We start from the raw sequence: 16,966 nt of genomic DNA on the forward strand, positions 1-16,966 counted from the left end.
ATCAATCTTTTATTACACAACGATTTAAGGCAACGTCAAATAGCATACCATTGCACTGGCATTTAAGCCGCAATTCGTCTCCAACTTTAACTTTTACCTCCCTGTAGGTTGAGTCTAAACTACACTGCACGCCACCTAGGTCGGAGTCGGCACTTAATAGAACACTTACATTACCATCTCTGTTTTCCGTAGAAACTACTTTACCTGAAACTTCAATAACCTTACCAAGGTATTTTTCGTTGGCCGCGCTTTCGGATGTTTCAAATTCAGAATACAACTCTTCTGCCGTTAAGGTCGCTGCTGGTTTAGCATCGGCAAGGGATGGAACCTCCTTTTGATACAGATAAAAACCCACAGCCCCTGCTAGAATACCAATTGACAGGACCACAGCAATTCCAACAAAAATTTTCTTCGGCATTTTAGTTTCTTTTTGATAACATACGGAAACTACTTGCTCCTGGCCTGAAGTATTTTTACAACATCTGTTAACTGATACCCTTTGGCATGAATTAATACCAAATAGTGGTACATCAAATCGGCAGCTTCATTGAGGAATAAATCATCTTTGTTATCCATAGCCTCGATCACCAACTCCACCGCTTCCTCGCCAACCTTTTGAGCAATCTTATTAATTCCCTTGGCATGTAAACTTGAAGTATATGAAGCTTTTTCTGGGGAATTTTTCTTTTCCAAAAGCGTCGCATTCAACTCTTCTAAAAAACCAACGGAATGGATCTGATCTTTCTTAAAGCAAGTTTTTTCACCCGTATGGCAGGTAGGGCCAGAAGGCCTTGCTTTAACTAATAGGGTATCCTTGTCGCAGTCAAGGTAAATATTCTCAACTATTAGAAAATTACCACTGCTTTCTCCTTTGGTCCAGAGTCTATTTTTGGATCTGGAAAAAAATGTAGCCTTTCCTGATTCAAGAGTCTGGGATAAAGCCTCCTGATTCATAAAACCCAACATTAGAACCTGGCCGGTTGCAGAATCCTGGATTATTGCAGGAACAAGACCATCGCTATATTTTGAAAACTCTACTTGATCTTCCAAGTCTTTACTTATTTCATTCATTTACTGTCGTATTTCAATTCCTTGATCAGCGAGATAAGCCTTTAATTGAGGGATTTCAATTTCACCAAAGTGAAAAATGCTAGCTGCTAAACCAGCATCAATGCCTTCTGCTTTAAATAATTCTGAAAAATGCTTCATTTCACCAGCACCTCCCGATGCAATTATGGGCACCTCTACCGATTGTGCAATTTTGCGGGTGATGTCGATGGCAAAACCATTTTTTGTTCCATCATGGTCCATGGAAGTAAGTAGAATTTCACCACAGCCCAAATCTACCAGCCTCTTTGCCCAGGCCTCGGCATTTATTCCTGTTGCTTTTCTTCCTCCGTGTGAGAAGACCTCCAAACCCAATTCAGTTTGTTTTACATCTATAGCACAAACAACGCATTGTGAGCCAAAGGCATGTGCTAACTCCTTTACTAAATCTGGATTTCTGATTGCGGCGGAATTGACCGCTATTTTATCCGCTCCTGCTCTCAATAGAATTTCGGCATCCTCCACACTAGATATCCCTCCACCCACAGCAAAGGGAATATCGATTTTCCGCGCTATATCCTCTACTAGTTTGGAAAAGGTCTTACGCCCTTCAACCGTGGCAGTGATGTCTAAAAAAACCAATTCATCCGCTCCCTTATAGGCATAAGCAGCAGCTAGTTCCACCGGATCCCCAGCATCTCGGAGCGACACAAAATTCACCCCTTTAACCGTTCTTCCATCCTTTATATCCAAACAAGGAATAATTCTTTTTGTAGGCATTTACACTAGGGATTTTAGTTCTAATTCCGAGATTCTTCCTTCGTAAATTGCTTTACCCACTATTGCTCCCGACAAATTTGCCTTCTTTAATTTTTGTAGGTCTGAGGCATTACTTACCCCGCCACTGGCTATTAAATGGAGCTTGGGAAACCTTTCCAATAAAGATTGATATAACTCGAAAGCCGGCCCTGCTAACATTCCATCCTTACTGATATCGGTAACAAATGTTTGCACTATGCCTTTATCCAACCAATATTTTAGGAATGAAAAAATATTCAGGTCCGAGGATTCCTCCCAACCACTTACCGCTACTTTTTCGTTTTTTACATCAGCCGCCAAAATAATTTTATCCGCACCAAATTCCGAAATCCACTCCTCTAGTAATGAGGGGTTCTTTACAGCTACCGATCCAATGGCCATATATTTTGCACCTGCATCAAATACGGCATTACACCATGGAGTCCCCGAAATTCCACCACTGAAATCTACTTCCAACTCGGTTTTTGAACATATGCCTTCCAAAACCTTAAGATTTTGAACTTGCCCTGCTTTGGCTCCGTCTAAATCTACCAGATGTAACCGTTTTATTCCAATGCCCTCAAAGTATTTAGCCTGTTCAAGAGGATTTTCATTGTACACCACTTTTTGCTGGTAATCGCCTTGAGTTAGGCGAACACATTTCCCATCTATTAAGTCTATGGCTGGTATTATTTCCATGGTAGATTTATAAAGTTTTCTATGATTCTAGAACCTGCTTTTCCGCTTTTCTCGGGATGAAATTGTACTGCGTAAAAATTGTTTTTCTCAACAGCCGTTACAAATTCTGTTGTCCCATGTTTTGATTTTGCTATGGCATTTTCACTGGATGGTATAAAATAACTGTGCACGTGATAATAGAACTCCTGTGGATTTAATCCAGCAAATAAAGGGTTATCGGAAAGCTGTGTTTCCGTCCATCCCATATGCGGGATTTTAAGCCCAGGCTCCGATGGAAAGCGAATTACCTCGCCATCAAAAATCCCCATCCCATCAACATTTCCCTCCTCAGACTTTTTAAACATCAATTGCATGCCCAAACAAATCCCAAGTGTGGGTTGTTTTAGGGTTCGAATAATCAAATCCAAACCCTTTGATTTAAGGTATTCCATTGCTGGCTTTGCATGGCCAACTCCAGGGAAAATTACGCGATCCGCAGATGCGATTAATTCTGGTTTATCCGTTAAAATAGGTTGTACACCAATTCTTTCTAGGGCATTTATAACCGATTTGGTATTGCCAGCGTTATATTTTATTACCACTACATTCATTACAGCACCCCTTTTGTACTTGGCAGTACATTTGGATTTCCCGATTTTGTTTTAGCCATTTTCACCGCTTTAGCAAAGGCCTTAAAAATGCCTTCGATTTTGTGATGTTCGTTTTCTCCTTCAGCCGTAATATGCAGGTTGCACAGTGCATTATCGGCGAAGGATTTAAAAAAGTGACTAAACATCTCTGTTGGCATATCTCCAACTTTTTCTCTTTTAAAACTAGCGTCCCATTTAAAATAAGGTCGACCACCAAAATCTATCAAAACCTCGGCTTTACAGTCATCCATAGGCAAGGCGAAACCATAGCGTTCAATTCCCTTTTTATCGCCCAGAGCATTTTTAATGGCCGTACCGAGGGCCAATCCGCAATCTTCAATAGTATGATGCTCATCGATATGTAAATCGCCCTTACAGGTAAGGTAAATATCCACCTGACCGTGTTTTGCAATTTGTTCTAACATGTGGTCAAAAAAGCCCAAGCCAGTTGAAATTTTAGCCACCCCAGTTCCATCCAAGTTTACCGAACCATAAATCTTGGTTTCAGAGGTTTCTCGGTAGATTTCTTCAACACGCTTAGTTGGTTTAGCAAGCAGATTATATATCTCTTCCCAATTGGAAACGAATTGCATCTCCGGGTTTTCATCCATCCATTTTTTGGATTGTTCATCAATATCAAAACCCGTTCCTGAATTGAGGAAAAAACCTTTGCATCCTAAATTTTTGGCCAATTGCATGTCGGTAACCCGGTCTCCAATAACGTAGGAGTTGGCCAAATCGTAGTTTGGATTATTTATGTAATCCACCAACATATCAGTACCCGGCTTTCGGGTAGGTGCTGGATTATCCTCGAAACTCACATCAATATGAATCCCAGTAAACTGCACACCCACCGAAGCAAAAGTTTCTATAATGTGCTTATTTATACTCATAAAGGGCTCTTTCGGGAATTGATCGGTACCCAACCCATCTTGATTTGAAACTAGAACAAATTCGTAATTAAGCTCCCTTGCAATACGGCCCAGGTTAAAAAGAGCTCCATCCATAAATTTCACCTTATCCCAGGAGTCCACCTGCCAGGTAACTGGAACCTCTTGGATTAAAGTTCCGTCTTGGTCTAGAAATAAAATGGGTTTAGCCTTTTTCATTGTAAAATGTATTTATTGCTTTCAATAATTGAATATTTTCCTCTTGAGTTCCTACGGAAATTCTAAGGGTATTTTTTACTTGTGCCCCTCTGTCTCTAATTACAATGCCCAGCTGGGTTAAATTGCGGTACAATTCCTTAGCTCGACTAGTTTCCACCAAAATAAAATTGGCATTAGAGGGGAAAACACTTTCAAAATATCCTGACTCATTTAGAGCCTTGTAAAGCTTATTTCGCTCATTTATAAGATTTTCGATATGCCCCTTCCAACGGCCGGAACTAATTTGCCTATGGGCTTCCAACTGGCTTAATTGGTTAATATTATACGGCGGTTTTATCGTGTTTAAAAAGTCAATAATTTCTGGACTGGCAATAGCAACTCCTACTCGCAACCCTGCCAAACCAAAAGCCTTGCTTAAGGTTCTTAACACCACAAGGTTTTGATATTTCTGCAACAGATTTATGGCACTTTGCTCCGAAAATTCCGCATAAGCCTCATCAACCACCACAATGCATTGTTTCAATCGCAATATTTCCTCTATGTCGTTCAGGCGCATATCATTTCCGGTAGGGTTATTTGGAGAGCAGAAGAAAACCAATTTCGGTTTCTCAGCTTCAATTATGCGTTTTAACTCCTTTAAATTAGCCTGAAAGGATGGATTGAGAGGGCACGAAAGCACCGCTACATTTTGAATGGCCGCCGTCTGCTCATACATACTATAGGTAGGTGGTTGCACAACTACCTGGTCTTGCCCCGGCACACAGAAAAGCCGAAGGACCATATCTATGGCTTCGTCTGATCCATTTCCGAGAAAAATAGATTCGCTATCCACACCGTAAATAGTGCCTAACTCTTTTTTAAGTTTGGTCTGTAATGGGTCAGGATACCTATTAATTTGGTTATCAAATTCCTTATCAAATGGATTTTCATTGGCGTCCAACCAAACCGATGCAACACCTTTAAATTCACTTCTAGCGTTACTATAAGGTTTTAGACCTAATAAGTGCGGTGCTATAAAACTCTTTAGATTCATTGCAGTCTTATTTTAACGGCGTTAGCATGCGCTTGAAGTCCCTCATTTTCTGCCATGCAAATAACAGTGCTCGATAGGTTTCCCAATCCTTCTTTACTGAGTTTTTGAAAGGTGATTTTGCGAAAATAGGAATCGAGATTCACGCCAGAATATGCTCTTGAAAAGCCTGATGTTGGCAGGGTGTGATTCGTTCCAGAGGCATAATCGCCTACGGACTCGGGACTATACTCCCCAATAAACACAGATCCTGCATTCCTTACTTTTTCCGATAATTCCATGGCATCCATTGTGCTTATTATCAAGTGCTCTGGAGCATAGGTGTTAACAAAATCAACTGACTTCTTACTGTCTTTAAAAATTACAGCGAAAGAATTTTTTAGCGCACCACTGGCGATTCCCTCTCTGGGTAGCGTTCTAAGTTGTATTTCCAACTCTGCTTTCACCTCAGCTACTTTCTGTTCTGAGTTAGTTACTAACACTACCTGAGAATCCATACCGTGCTCTGCTTGAGATAGTAGATCCGAGGCAATAAAAGCGGCGTTAGAATTTTCATCAGCCCAAACCAACAATTCGGATGGTCCCGCTGGCATATCTATAGCAACTCCTACTTGCTGCGCTTTCATTTTTGCCGCAGTAACGTATTGATTTCCCGGACCAAATATTTTGTCACACTTAGGAATACTTTCCGTTCCATAAGTTGCCGCTGCTACCGCCTGAGCTCCTCCAACTGTATAAATATTACTAACCCCAGCTAATTTGGCTGCATAGGCTATTGCAGGGTGTATAGACTTTTCTTTATTGGGAGGAGTAAATAAATTGATTTCCCCTACTCCCGCAATTTTTGCGGGAATGGCCAACATAAGAACCGTTGAAAACAAGGGTGCCGTTCCCCCAGGAATATAAATTGCCACACGCTCTATAGGCACGGGCTTTTGCCAGCATTCAACACCAGGCTCAACGGTAATTACGGCCTCTGGTGTTTTCTGCGCCCTGTGGAACTTTTCTATGTTCTTGGCTGCATGCTTAATGGCATTTTGAAGGTCTGCTCCACACTCCTTTGCAAGCTTATCCCACGTGATAGCATCCATTAAAAACTTGCTAGGAACCGAGGCTTCGAACATCCTTGCGTAATCCAAAAGTGCCTGGTCGCCTTTTGATTTTACCGACTGAAATATTTGATTAATCAATTCCTCCAAATTTGCAGCGTCTACTGAGGGACGTTGACATAAACTCGACCACGAATCAATCTGAGGCTCTTTATAAATTGCTAACATTACTTGAACATTTTTTCAATTGGAACTACGAGTACACCTTCTGCTCCCACTTTGTGCAGCTCATCAATGACCTCCCAAACCTGTTTCGCATTTACCACACTGTGTACTGAACTCCATCCCTTTTTTAGAAGGGGCATGACGGTTGGACTGGATATTCCAGGTAAAACAGCTGCAATTTCATCAAGTTTCTCATTGGGCGCATTTAGCAGGATGTACCTATTATTTTTTCCTTCTTTAACTGCCTTGATTCGGAACAAGAGTTGCTCCAGAAACTCATTGTGTTCGTTGGACAGGCTTTTATTCGCAACTAAAACTGCCTCGGATTTAAGGATGGTTTCTACTTCTTTTAACCCATTCATTGCAAGCGTAGATCCCGTACTAACGATGTCCATTATACCGTCGGCTAAACCAATACCAGGAGCAATTTCAACGGATCCAGAAATGTCGTGGATGGACGCCTCAATACCTTGTTGGCTTAAGTAGGTTTTTAATATTTCACCATAGCTGGTGGCGATGCGTTTACCTGAGAAATAGGAAATTCCCGTGTAATTTTCACCTCTTGGTATGGCAAGAGACATACGACACTTTCCAAAGCCCAATTTTGCAACGGTATTGATATCTCGTTTTTCTTCGAGCAACACATTCTCACCCACAATTCCCAATTGGGCTACACCATTTTCCACATACTTTGGAATATCATCATCTCGAAGAAATAATATTTCCACATTGGAATTAGGAACATTGGCTTTTAACTTATTGTGTCCAAGATTTAACTCAAATCCGCAGTCTTTTAAAACCTCAATGGACTTATCACTTAATCGTCCACCCTTTTGAATTGCAATTTTTAAAGTTTCCATAAACAAAAAAGGCTCGCCGAAGCGAGCCTTATATATTGGTTTAAAATTTAATTTATCACCATAACACAACTCACCCCTTTCCGGTTCCGGATAAATGATGATGAAAATGTTGTGTTGAGAAAATCATGGCGCAAATGTAATCAAATCTCTAAAACTCCAAATAAAATTTTATTTTTTTTGAATTCGCATTCAAAATCCAATCTTAAACTGAGTAAACATAGGCTCTACCACGTCTTTCGGCTTGAACCAACCCTTTGCGATACATAGCAGAAGCAGTAATAGTTACACTTCTCGCAATTTTATCCTTATCCTCATTGGGCTCCAAAGCCTGAACCCTTTTAATTAATTCCTGAGAAGTCTGTGGTCCATTTTCGGAAATTAGATAAGCTAATTTTCTAGTATAACTCAATTTTGGATCGTATGCTTTTGGTAGCTTCACGGGTCTAACCTTTCTACCATTCATTTCCTTTTTACCAACCAAGCTATTTTTTGGCTTTGCTGGTTTTGGCTCACTAGCTCCTGTGACCACCTCGGCATTATCCCCAGCAGCTTTAGGAGTAGAATATGGCATATTTACCGTAGGAGCTTGATCTGCTCCCTCTATAAGAGATATAGTTTGACGCAGAGCCTTAAGTTGATTTTCTAATTGCACTTCCTGAATTCTCAAAAAGTGTACAACACTTGTCTTGTCCATTGGGATACGTATTAATTATTGAAATAATCTTTATCAAAGATATAAATCAAACGCATCGACAGTAAAGGATTCACTTTTTTGCATGTAATTATGTAAAATATCATCTTTTTTCATAAACAATACCTGCTCTCTAAACCTTGTATATAAAGATTTAAGAACATCACTAGTGTCTTCGGGTTGATGAAAATCAAGAGCTTGAAAAGCTGTTAACAACTCAATTGATAGAATTCTATGCAAATTTTTAACGACGGAAAACCACTTTGTAGCAGCATTTGCCCCCATACTTACATGATCTTCTTGCCCATTAGAAGAATCTATAGTATCAACCGAGCTTGGTGTACATAATTGTTTATTTCTGCTAACTATTGAAGCAGCAGCATACTGAGGTATCATAAAACCTGAGTTAATTCCTGGCTCATCTACTAAAAATGGCGGCAAATTTCTTTCTCCAGAAATAAGTTTATATACTCTTCTTTCTGAGATAGAGCCCAATTCTGCGCATGCGATTGCAGCATAATCAAAGGCGATTGCTAACGGTTGACCATGAAAATTCCCTCCACTTACTATTTTATCCTCTTTGAATAATAATGTAGGGTTATCGGTAACCGCATTTATTTCATTTTCCAGAATAGTTTTTACATGGTTCAATGCATATAAACTTGCTCCATGCACCTGTGGGACACATCTAAAACTATATGGATCTTGAACATAAGGCTTCTTTTTAATAATGGATTTACTCCCTTTAAGCAGGCTTTGTATTACTTCTGCAATAGCAACTTGCCCCGGATGCTTACGTAATTCATGAAGCTCCGTAATAAAGGGGTTTAAATTGCCCGAAAAGGCTTCTAAAGAAATTGCCGCGTTATGATTTGCTAGGTTAAGTAGCTGAAAGGCATTGTACAGGCAAATGCAACCAAATGCACTCATAAATTGTGTTCCATTTAAAATGGATATTCCTTCCTTTGCTTTTAACTCAATCGGAGACAATCCGTGCTTTTGATAGAGCTTTTTAGTAGGCACCTTTTGCGTACCGTCCCAAGCTTCTCCCTCACCAAAAAGCACCAATCCAAGATGTGCAAGGGGTGCTAAATCTCCACTTGCTCCCAAAGATCCATATTCATATATAACCGGAACAATTCCTGCATTGTATACAGCAATCATTTGATCTATTAATTCTGTACTTACACCAGAATTACCTTTACTAAGACCGATTATTTTTAGTAGAAAAATAAGCTTGGAGACTTCCATAGAAATAGGTTCTCCTACCCCACAAGCATGAGACCGAACTAGGTTAAACTGGAGCTCAGACAACATCGACTTGTTAATCTCTGTATTACAAAGGCTTCCAAATCCAGTGTTAATTCCATAAATAGGATCTTCTGCTTCCTCTAACTTCTTCTCCAGAAAATCTCGCCCCTTGGCTATATCATTTCTACTCTCGGGTGAAAGCTCCACCATATCGGCCTTTAAGCCTTGAATTATATCATCTATGGTGAGAAAATCTTGGGATATTATGAATTTACTTGCCACAGTATTTTGCTATAGTTAATATTAAATCGTCTTTGGAATGCGAAGTTTGCTCTCCGGTTTCCATATTTTTTAATTGAATTAGTCCTTCGGACCATTCTTTATCACCTGCTAACACTACAAAGGGTATATCGTTATCGTTAGCGTATTTCATTTGCTTTTTAAGCTTAGCATTTTCAGGATACATAACAGCAGAAACTCCGCGATCCCTTAGAGTCGTGCATAGAGAAAAATTATTTGGTGCCATCTCATCCTCGAAATAGCAAATCAACACATCATTTTGCCTTGCCGTATCTTTTGGGAATAACTCCAGAGCTTCTAATACATCATAAATGCGATCTGCACCAAAGGAAATACCGACGCCGGACAACCCCTTTTGGCCAAACACTCCCGTAAGATCATCGTATCGACCTCCACCACAGATACTTCCAATTTGTACTTCATGGGCTTTTACCTCGAAAATGGCACCCGTGTAGTAATCTAATCCACGAGCAAGGGTAAAATCCAGGGCTAAATCCGCCTTTTTTATTCCTGCTAATTTTGCCTGGGTATAAACAAATTCCAATTCCTTTAAACCCTCTAATCCAATGGCCGAATCTTTAAGAAGATCTCTCATCTTTTCAAGGCAAGATTCCGGATCTGCTGGTAAATCAAAAATTGGATAGGCTTTTTCAAGAGATGCAGCGTCCAGACCTTTAGCCAGCATTTCTTCAATTACTTTATCTCTACCTATTTTATCCAACTTATCCAGGGCCACGGTAAAGTCTACAATTTTATCGGGCTGACCGATTAACTCTGCTAGGCCACTAAGTACTTTTCTATTATTTATTTTAATAGTAAAGCCAGGAAGTTTCAGGTCGGTTAAAACTCGATCGAAAAGAAGCATTAGCTCTACTTCGTACCAAAGGGACTCTGATCCTACCACATCGGCATCGCACTGAAAAAATTCACGGTAACGCCCTTTTTGTGGACGATCTGCACGCCAAACAGGCTGAATTTGATATCGTTTAAAAGGAAAAGTTAATTCGTTTTGATGCTGCACTACGAAACGAGCAAAGGGAACCGTTAAATCGTAACGCAAAGCTTTTTCTGATATACTTGAGATTAAGGACTTTGAATCTTCATTTGCAAGGGCGCTTTTGTCGGCTTTTTTTAAATAATCTCCACTATTGAGAATTTTAAATATCAATCGATCTCCTTCCTCTCCATATTTACCCGTTAGTGTACTTAAATTCTCCATCGCTGGAGTTTCAATGGGTTGGTAGCCAAAAGACTTGAAATGCTTTTTGATGGTTGAAAAAATATATTCTCTTTTTCTAGCATCAGCAGGAATAAAATCTCTTGTCCCCTTTGGAATGGATGGTTTCATATAATATTTTAATCTCGGTCTAAATCAAATGGCTTGGTACCCGGTTTGCGCTGGTTCCCACCTTTTTTCCTTAGAAAAATATAAAGGATGTACAGCATGATAGAACCAAACAAATAGTACCACATAACGGGGCAAAGGTATTTGTTAAAAGGAAATTCCCTAAATCAAATTTCATGCACCTTGCACCAAGGTGAAATAAAAAACCCCACCGCTAGGGGTGGGGCTTAATTGAATTGGAAAATTATCGTGTTAGCTTCTTGTATTTAACTCGGGTTGGTCTATCCATACCCTTTCTCTTGCGGTAATTTTCTTCGTATTCTGAATATGAACCTTCAAAATAATATACTTCTGAGTTTCCTTCGTAGGCCAAAATATGGGTACAAATTCTATCCAGGAACCAACGGTCGTGAGAAATTACCACCGCACATCCTGCAAAACTCTGAATACCTTCTTCCAAAGCACGGATCGTATTAACATCCAAGTCGTTAGTTGGCTCATCCAGTAGTAATAAGTTCGCCTCAGTTTTTAAGGTCATTGCCAAATGCAATCGGTTTCTTTCCCCTCCCGATAGCACTTTTATTTTCTTGTTTTGATCTGGCCCGTTAAAGTTAAATCTAGAAACATAAGCGCGGGAGTTTAGGCTTTTACCGCCTATTTCTATTATTTCGTTTCCACCCGAAACAACTTCCCAAACGGTTTTTTCAGGATCCAACTCCTCATGGGTTTGGTCTACATATCCAATTTCAACGGTCTCACCAATTTTGATATCTCCTTGATCTGGAGTTTCCTCGCCCAAAATCATTCTGAACATCGTGGTCTTACCCGCTCCGTTAGGGCCAATAACTCCAACTATACCTGCCGGGGGAAGTTTGAAGTCTAGATTCTCAAAAAGCAGTCTATCATCGTATGATTTTGATACCCCTGTAAATTCCACTACCTCATTACCTAATCGCGGTCCATTGGGAATTGGAATTTCCAAGTGAGCAATCTGATCTTTATCCTCCTGAGCCAATAACTGCTCGTAGTTATTTAAACGGGCCTTGCTTTTAGCTTGGCGTCCTTTTGCTCCCTGGCGCACCCAATCGAGCTCTCGTTCTAATACTTTTCTACGTTTAGACTCCGTTTTTTCCTCTTGCGCCAATCGCTTTGCTTTTTGATCTAACCACGAAGAGTAATTTCCTTTCCATGGTATTCCTTCTCCACGATCTAATTCCAATATCCACCCCGCAATATTGTCAAGGAAGTAACGGTCGTGCGTAACGGTAATTACAGTTCCTTGATACTTCTCTAGATGCTGCTCTAACCAGGAAACCGATTCGGCATCCAAGTGGTTGGTTGGCTCATCTAACAGTAAAACATCTGGTTGTTGCAATAGAAGGCGGCACAATGCAACTCGGCGGCGCTCACCTCCTGATAATACCTTTATTGGAGTATCTCCGTCTGGACAGCGAAGGGCATCCATAGCCAACTCTAATCTGTTATCTAGCTCCCATGCGTCGTAGCGATCAATAAGGTCTTGCAATTGAGCTTGACGATCGATTAACTTTTGCATTTTGTCCGGATCATTTAATACATCCTCATCAGCAAATCGATTGTTAACCTCATCGTATTCTGTTAGAACATCTACGATATGTTGTACCCCTTCTTTTACAATTTCTACAACCGTTTTGTCCTCATCTAATTTTGGTTCTTGAGGAAGGTATCCTACCGAATAACCTTCTGACCAAACCACATCGCCACGGTAGTCCTTATCTAAACCAGCGATAATTTTTAACACGGTTGATTTACCGGAACCGTTTAAACCGATGATACCAATCTTAGCTCCATAAAAGAAAGACAAATAGATATCCTTTAGAATTTGTTTTCCTTGAGGTGTAGATTTATTAATCTTCACCATGGAAAAAATCACCTTCTTATCGTCTGACATACTTTAATTTTAGGACGGTAAATATAGCTAGGATATGGGACAGTGAAAAAAGGGGATTTCTTAAATTTTAAATCCTATCCTAACCCTAGGTTTTGAATCCTTTTTTCGACTTTGATTAGACTCTATTTTTCTAATCCAATCGAAAATTACTTTGATCTGATGATCTCTATCCTCTCCATTTTTCTCCATCTGCCTAATCTTTCTCAAAAGGGTCTCATTTTGATTTAAAAAAGATCGTATTCGCACGAATATTCGCATTATTTGAATATTCACTGACATCGCTCTTTCACTAGTTAAGACACTGGATAACATCAAAATACCATGTTCCGTAAACACATAAGGTAAGGACCTTCTCCCTCCCCATCTAGAACTTGAAGTCGCAGTTTGCGACTTCAAGTGATTCCATTCGAATTGGTTTAACTGAAACATAAAATCGGCAGGAAATCGCTCTCGATTTCTTTTAACCTGCTCATTAAGCCTTTTTGTAGGGACTTGATAGAGCTCGGCCAAATCAGAATCTATCATTACCTTTTGTTCTCGGATCAGATAGATTTTTTCTGAAATGATTTCCTGGGGAACGATTGACGAAGTTTTCATTGTGGTAGGATTGAAGTAATAAGTTAAGCATTCCCCCTTTAAAGCAAAAACCCCGAGAACAAGATCTCGGGGTTTAATATGTTTTTTTTGAGCACCGCCTAATTCAGAATAATTTTTGAGCTGTATTTTACTTCATTTTTACCCAATAGTTGCAAAATATAAACTCCCCTTTCCAGGTGGTTTAGGTCTAATCGGTGCTGGTCTGTTACCTTATTAATATTTCCTACATCCACCGTTTGACCGGATATATTTATAATTCGATAATTATCTATTGCAGACTCTGTTTTGAAACTTAGGTTTCCTTTTGAAGGATTTGGGAAGACCTCCAGACTATTTGCTAGGATTAAATCTGGTACGGAAGTACTTAAATCTTGTGTAAATAGCCCGTTACCTTTGGTACTGCAGTAAACGCGATTTCCAATTCTTTTCAGAAACTCAACTTCAGCAGCTTCTGGCAGGCCATCAAAATTCCTTTTGAACCAATTAATTAGATCATAGCTAAACATTTCTACACCTTCCATACGGCAAGTCCACAAGCCATCTTTATATCGTAAGTCATCTCTTAGCTCATCCCATACCAGATAATCTTCAAATCGATCCGTTTCAAAATCATACTTTTTAATGACCGTCTTTTTATCTAAGGAATTATATTCAAAATAATCCTTGTCGGAGAAGACAAGAAACACCTCCCCTTCACTAGTTTTTTCTAGGGCAATTAAATAATCCCAGTCAAAATACCAATCATTTCTGTCAGGCATATATTCAATCCATTGGCCCTCCTTATTCTGAACATTGATTGACCACCAATTATCATCTAGATAAAATTGACCATTCGGGTTATCTTTATCGTAAGAGGAAAATACATTGACCGTGAATTTTGTTCCATTCACCCTAACAACTTTCCTTACAAAGGAACTGTCAGAATGCAACCAGGGCTCCCGAGCAGTATCTCCCGATGAAAGATTCACGGTTAAAATATCCCAAACTACTTCGCCATTGTGCATTCCCATGAAATCAACTTTACCTTCTGAACTTCCTAAAGGTGGAACCATAAATAAATCAAATTCATATTCATTTAAAGTCCAGTCCATTGAATCAGATCTCCGATAAAGACCTAAATAATCATCCCCCCAGTCGATTTTGTGGCACCAAACATAATTCTCAGCCATTCCCAGTCCTCGGAAACCACTATTTTCTTCGGGTGGTATCGAAGTAATTTCATCTTCAGTTTCTTGATTGAACCCCTTAACTTTTCCGTTTCTCAATAAATAAATTTCATCCTGGGTGTGTGCCAATTCCTCAACAGTTCCATTGTAAATTCCTGACTCCCTTCTTTGAGTAGTTCCTCCAAGATTTGAAGCTGAAAACCAAATGCCATTTTGGGTAAAATACAAGTAATTTGAAACCCCAAATGAAACCATCCCCTTAAAAATTGGAGTAACTCCGTCTGCATATCCGCTCGTTTCAATCCATTGATCACTACCCAAAACCTCAACCAGTTTTAACACTCTAGGAATTGAGGTAAATTCAGTCCCCTCATACCCTGATATGTATACATCCTCACCATTAGTAAATAAATGGTGAACATAAAATGGAATTGATACTTTGGGGCTCGTAAGTTTCAGTTCGGTACCATCGTAGTGATATAAATTATCTCTGAGATAAAAGAGAAATAAAGGCTTATGTACCACATAAAAATCGCTACTACTAGTTCCATAAATATTGTGAGGGATAATAAAATTCTCCTCCGAGTTCAATTTTGTAAACCCTTCACCGTCGTATAAAATAACCCCGCCAGGCTCTCCGAGAATAATTCCATCTGAAAGCGCTGTTAAGGGTTCTGCTTTCATAAAATTATCGTACCCAAAAGTTCTCAAAAATTCGGGTTCAGAATTTAAGTCCTTCACTTTATAAAAAACCCTGAAATAAGAGTCTTCAATCTCGGCACCTGATATGTACATCTCACCGTTGTAAAAAGCTAAATCGTATACCTCATAATTGGCTAACACATGCTCCCAACTTCCATTAACCTCTTTAAACAAGGCGTGATAGTTGGTGATAAGGAAAATTCCATCAGGGGTGTTATATAATTCCTGAATTCCATTGGTAACTCTCCAGCGATCATCGTTAACTTGAGAAAGTCCAGTGTTATACAACACCCAATCTAGACCTCCGTTGTCACTTTTATAAACTCCACCCTCTGTGGCAGCATACAGGATGTCCTCCCCCGTGTTTATAATATTGTTTACCTCTACTTCCTTTAGGCTCTCGAATTGCCTAAGGTTATAATTTTGAGAAAAAGCTAATAACTGAACGAGTATTGCAATGGCAGCTAGTAGGTATTTCATAAAGCTAGATTTAGTGGTTTCTCGACTTAACTACCCAATTAAAGAAAATGGATAAGTGTAAACAAAAGGATCTAAATATAGAAACAAATCATTTTTACTTCAAAAATAAAACCTAAATTCTCAACTAATGATCAATTTTAAACAAACTACAAATGGGTAAAAACAAAAAGCCCCACGCCAAAGCGTGGGGCTTTTTAGGTAAATAGATTTAATCTAATCCAATAAATTTTTTCTGATAAAGTAACTGCTCCTTACAAAAGCATCGGCAGCTAGCATGGGGTTATATTCATTATTAGAAGGATTTGCAAAAGCATGAACGGCATCGTACCACACAATTGTTATGTCTTTCTCTAATCCACGCATTCTATCTTCAAACTTATCAACAAGCTCCTTCGTTATCCATCCATCATGTTCGGCAAAAAGTCCCAAAACAGGTGCATTTATTTTAGCCAGCTTACTAGGATCCGTCTCAGGCATGCCGTAATACATAACACAAGCCTTCACTTTTTCTTTTCCTCTAATTGCAGCTTGTAAAGACCATCCACCACCAAAGCACCATCCAACAGTAGCTACTTCCGCATCCTTACCAGCATATAAAAAGGCTGCGTCCACAATGGCTCGTAAACGCTTTTCCTCTCTAGATTTCATTAATTCACCGGCCAGGTCCGCAGTGGTAGCCGTTTCTCCGTCATAGAGGTCAACTGCTATAACATTTACCTGTCCTTTCATTTTAGCCCAATACTTTTCGGACTGTGCTTTAATGTGGTCATTTAAGCCCCACCACTCTTGAAAAACGAAAATGTATTTGTTGGTTAGCTCATTAGCAGGAATCAAGTATCCATTTGCTGGAGCTTCACCCGGAACTTTCATTTTTATATTAGTTCCAGACTTAACAACTGGCAATTCCTCGTTAAAGGTGTGGCTTGCGACAAACTCTTGGTCTCCGCTTAATGCCGCAAACTGGTTGTTAGCTGATGCTTTGCAGCACAGCTTATTTTGCCCAAGGGCGGTTATACTAAAAACAATAATTGAAAAAAGGGAAAATAGGGTTTTCATAA

16 protein-coding genes are annotated in these 16,966 nt (G+C 39.5%); all 16 read right to left on the reverse strand.

The window, feature by feature from the left end; genetic code table 11:
* Nucleotide 1: 1 nt before the first annotated feature.
* Nucleotides 2-418 (reverse strand): OB-fold protein, encoded by a 417-nt coding sequence (locus tag FRX97_RS05575; RefSeq protein WP_147014203.1) that lies wholly within the window; start codon nt 416-418, stop codon nt 2-4.
* Between the two features lie 29 nt (nt 419-447).
* A complete protein-coding gene (gene hisIE, locus FRX97_RS05580; RefSeq protein ID WP_147014204.1) occupies nt 448-1,071 on the reverse strand; it encodes a bifunctional phosphoribosyl-AMP cyclohydrolase/phosphoribosyl-ATP diphosphatase HisIE in 624 nt (207 codons plus the stop codon).
* A complete protein-coding gene (gene hisF / locus FRX97_RS05585; RefSeq protein WP_147014205.1) occupies nt 1,072-1,827 on the reverse strand; it encodes an imidazole glycerol phosphate synthase subunit HisF in 756 nt (251 codons plus the stop codon). It lies immediately after the preceding gene.
* Nucleotides 1,828-2,544 (reverse strand): 1-(5-phosphoribosyl)-5-[(5-phosphoribosylamino)methylideneamino]imidazole-4-carboxamide isomerase, encoded by a 717-nt coding sequence (gene hisA, locus FRX97_RS05590; RefSeq protein WP_147014206.1) that lies wholly within the window; start codon nt 2,542-2,544, stop codon nt 1,828-1,830. It lies immediately after the preceding gene.
* Nucleotides 2,535-3,134 (reverse strand): imidazole glycerol phosphate synthase subunit HisH, encoded by a 600-nt coding sequence (gene hisH / locus FRX97_RS05595; protein WP_147014207.1) that lies wholly within the window; start codon nt 3,132-3,134, stop codon nt 2,535-2,537. The genes hisA and hisH overlap by 10 nt, the downstream gene beginning before the upstream one ends.
* Complete coding sequence (gene hisB / locus FRX97_RS05600) at nt 3,134-4,282, reverse strand: bifunctional histidinol-phosphatase/imidazoleglycerol-phosphate dehydratase HisB (protein WP_147014208.1); 1,149 nt, start codon at nt 4,280-4,282, stop codon at nt 3,134-3,136. Before hisB ends, hisH begins: the two co-directional genes overlap by 1 nt.
* Nucleotides 4,269-5,315 (reverse strand): histidinol-phosphate transaminase, encoded by a 1,047-nt coding sequence (gene hisC, locus FRX97_RS05605; protein WP_147014209.1) that lies wholly within the window; start codon nt 5,313-5,315, stop codon nt 4,269-4,271. Before hisC ends, hisB begins: the two co-directional genes overlap by 14 nt.
* Nucleotides 5,312-6,589: a histidinol dehydrogenase gene (gene hisD, locus FRX97_RS05610; RefSeq protein WP_147014210.1), complete on the reverse strand. Its 1,278-nt coding sequence runs from the start codon at nt 6,587-6,589 to the stop codon at nt 5,312-5,314. The genes hisC and hisD overlap by 4 nt, the downstream gene beginning before the upstream one ends.
* A complete protein-coding gene (gene hisG / locus FRX97_RS05615; protein WP_147014211.1) occupies nt 6,589-7,446 on the reverse strand; it encodes an ATP phosphoribosyltransferase in 858 nt (285 codons plus the stop codon). The genes hisD and hisG overlap by 1 nt, the downstream gene beginning before the upstream one ends.
* A gap of 202 nt (nt 7,447-7,648) precedes the next feature.
* Nucleotides 7,649-8,140: a hypothetical protein gene (locus FRX97_RS05620; protein WP_147014212.1), complete on the reverse strand. Its 492-nt coding sequence runs from the start codon at nt 8,138-8,140 to the stop codon at nt 7,649-7,651.
* Between the two features lie 33 nt (nt 8,141-8,173).
* On the reverse strand, nt 8,174-9,670 hold the full coding sequence (hutH, locus tag FRX97_RS05625; protein WP_147014213.1) for a histidine ammonia-lyase: 1,497 nt from the start codon (nt 9,668-9,670) through the stop codon (nt 8,174-8,176).
* Complete coding sequence (hisS, locus tag FRX97_RS05630) at nt 9,660-11,036, reverse strand: histidine--tRNA ligase (protein WP_147014214.1); 1,377 nt, start codon at nt 11,034-11,036, stop codon at nt 9,660-9,662. The genes hutH and hisS overlap by 11 nt, the downstream gene beginning before the upstream one ends.
* Before the next feature lie 241 nt (nt 11,037-11,277).
* Nucleotides 11,278-12,963, reverse strand: coding sequence for an energy-dependent translational throttle protein EttA (gene ettA / locus FRX97_RS05635; RefSeq protein ID WP_147014215.1), 1,686 nt, complete (start codon nt 12,961-12,963; stop codon nt 11,278-11,280).
* Nucleotides 12,964-13,023: 60 nt separating this feature from the next.
* Nucleotides 13,024-13,560, reverse strand: coding sequence for an ORF6N domain-containing protein (locus tag FRX97_RS05640; protein WP_147014216.1), 537 nt, complete (start codon nt 13,558-13,560; stop codon nt 13,024-13,026).
* A gap of 98 nt (nt 13,561-13,658) precedes the next feature.
* The gene (locus tag FRX97_RS05645) at nt 13,659-15,908 is read right to left on the reverse strand and encodes a T9SS type A sorting domain-containing protein (protein ID WP_147014217.1); all 2,250 of its coding nucleotides are present in this window, start codon (nt 15,906-15,908) and stop codon (nt 13,659-13,661) included.
* Nucleotides 15,909-16,121: 213 nt separating this feature from the next.
* Nucleotides 16,122-16,964: a dienelactone hydrolase family protein gene (locus FRX97_RS05650; RefSeq protein WP_147014218.1), complete on the reverse strand. Its 843-nt coding sequence runs from the start codon at nt 16,962-16,964 to the stop codon at nt 16,122-16,124.
* Nucleotides 16,965-16,966: the final 2 nt, after the last annotated feature.

Source organism: Luteibaculum oceani (assembly GCF_007995015.1).
Lineage (GTDB): Bacteria > Bacteroidota > Bacteroidia > Flavobacteriales_D > Luteibaculaceae > Luteibaculum > Luteibaculum oceani.

Bases quoted from the DNA above. Each gene is read 5' to 3' on its own strand.
- FRX97_RS05640 (WP_147014216.1), bottom strand. From the start codon at position 13,560: ATGAAAACTTCGTCAATCGTTCCCCAGGAAATCATTTCAGAAAAAATC.
- hisG (WP_147014211.1), bottom strand. From the start codon at position 7,446: ATGGAAACTTTAAAAATTGCAATTCAAAAGGGTGGACGATTAAGTGAT.
- hisF (WP_147014205.1), bottom strand. From the start codon at position 1,827: ATGCCTACAAAAAGAATTATTCCTTGTTTGGATATAAAGGATGGAAGA.
- hisC (WP_147014209.1), bottom strand. From the start codon at position 5,315: ATGAATCTAAAGAGTTTTATAGCACCGCACTTATTAGGTCTAAAACCT.
- FRX97_RS05620 (WP_147014212.1), bottom strand. From the start codon at position 8,140: ATGGACAAGACAAGTGTTGTACACTTTTTGAGAATTCAGGAAGTGCAA.
- hisS (WP_147014214.1), bottom strand. From the start codon at position 11,036: ATGAAACCATCCATTCCAAAGGGGACAAGAGATTTTATTCCTGCTGAT.
- hisB (WP_147014208.1), bottom strand. From the start codon at position 4,282: ATGAAAAAGGCTAAACCCATTTTATTTCTAGACCAAGACGGAACTTTA.
- hisH (WP_147014207.1), bottom strand. From the start codon at position 3,134: ATGAATGTAGTGGTAATAAAATATAACGCTGGCAATACCAAATCGGTT.
- hisD (WP_147014210.1), bottom strand. From the start codon at position 6,589: ATGTTAGCAATTTATAAAGAGCCTCAGATTGATTCGTGGTCGAGTTTA.
- hisA (WP_147014206.1), bottom strand. From the start codon at position 2,544: ATGGAAATAATACCAGCCATAGACTTAATAGATGGGAAATGTGTTCGC.
- FRX97_RS05650 (WP_147014218.1), bottom strand. From the start codon at position 16,964: ATGAAAACCCTATTTTCCCTTTTTTCAATTATTGTTTTTAGTATAACC.
- FRX97_RS05645 (WP_147014217.1), bottom strand. From the start codon at position 15,908: ATGAAATACCTACTAGCTGCCATTGCAATACTCGTTCAGTTATTAGCT.
- hisIE (WP_147014204.1), bottom strand. From the start codon at position 1,071: ATGAATGAAATAAGTAAAGACTTGGAAGATCAAGTAGAGTTTTCAAAA.
- FRX97_RS05575 (WP_147014203.1), bottom strand. From the start codon at position 418: ATGCCGAAGAAAATTTTTGTTGGAATTGCTGTGGTCCTGTCAATTGGT.
- ettA (WP_147014215.1), bottom strand. From the start codon at position 12,963: ATGTCAGACGATAAGAAGGTGATTTTTTCCATGGTGAAGATTAATAAA.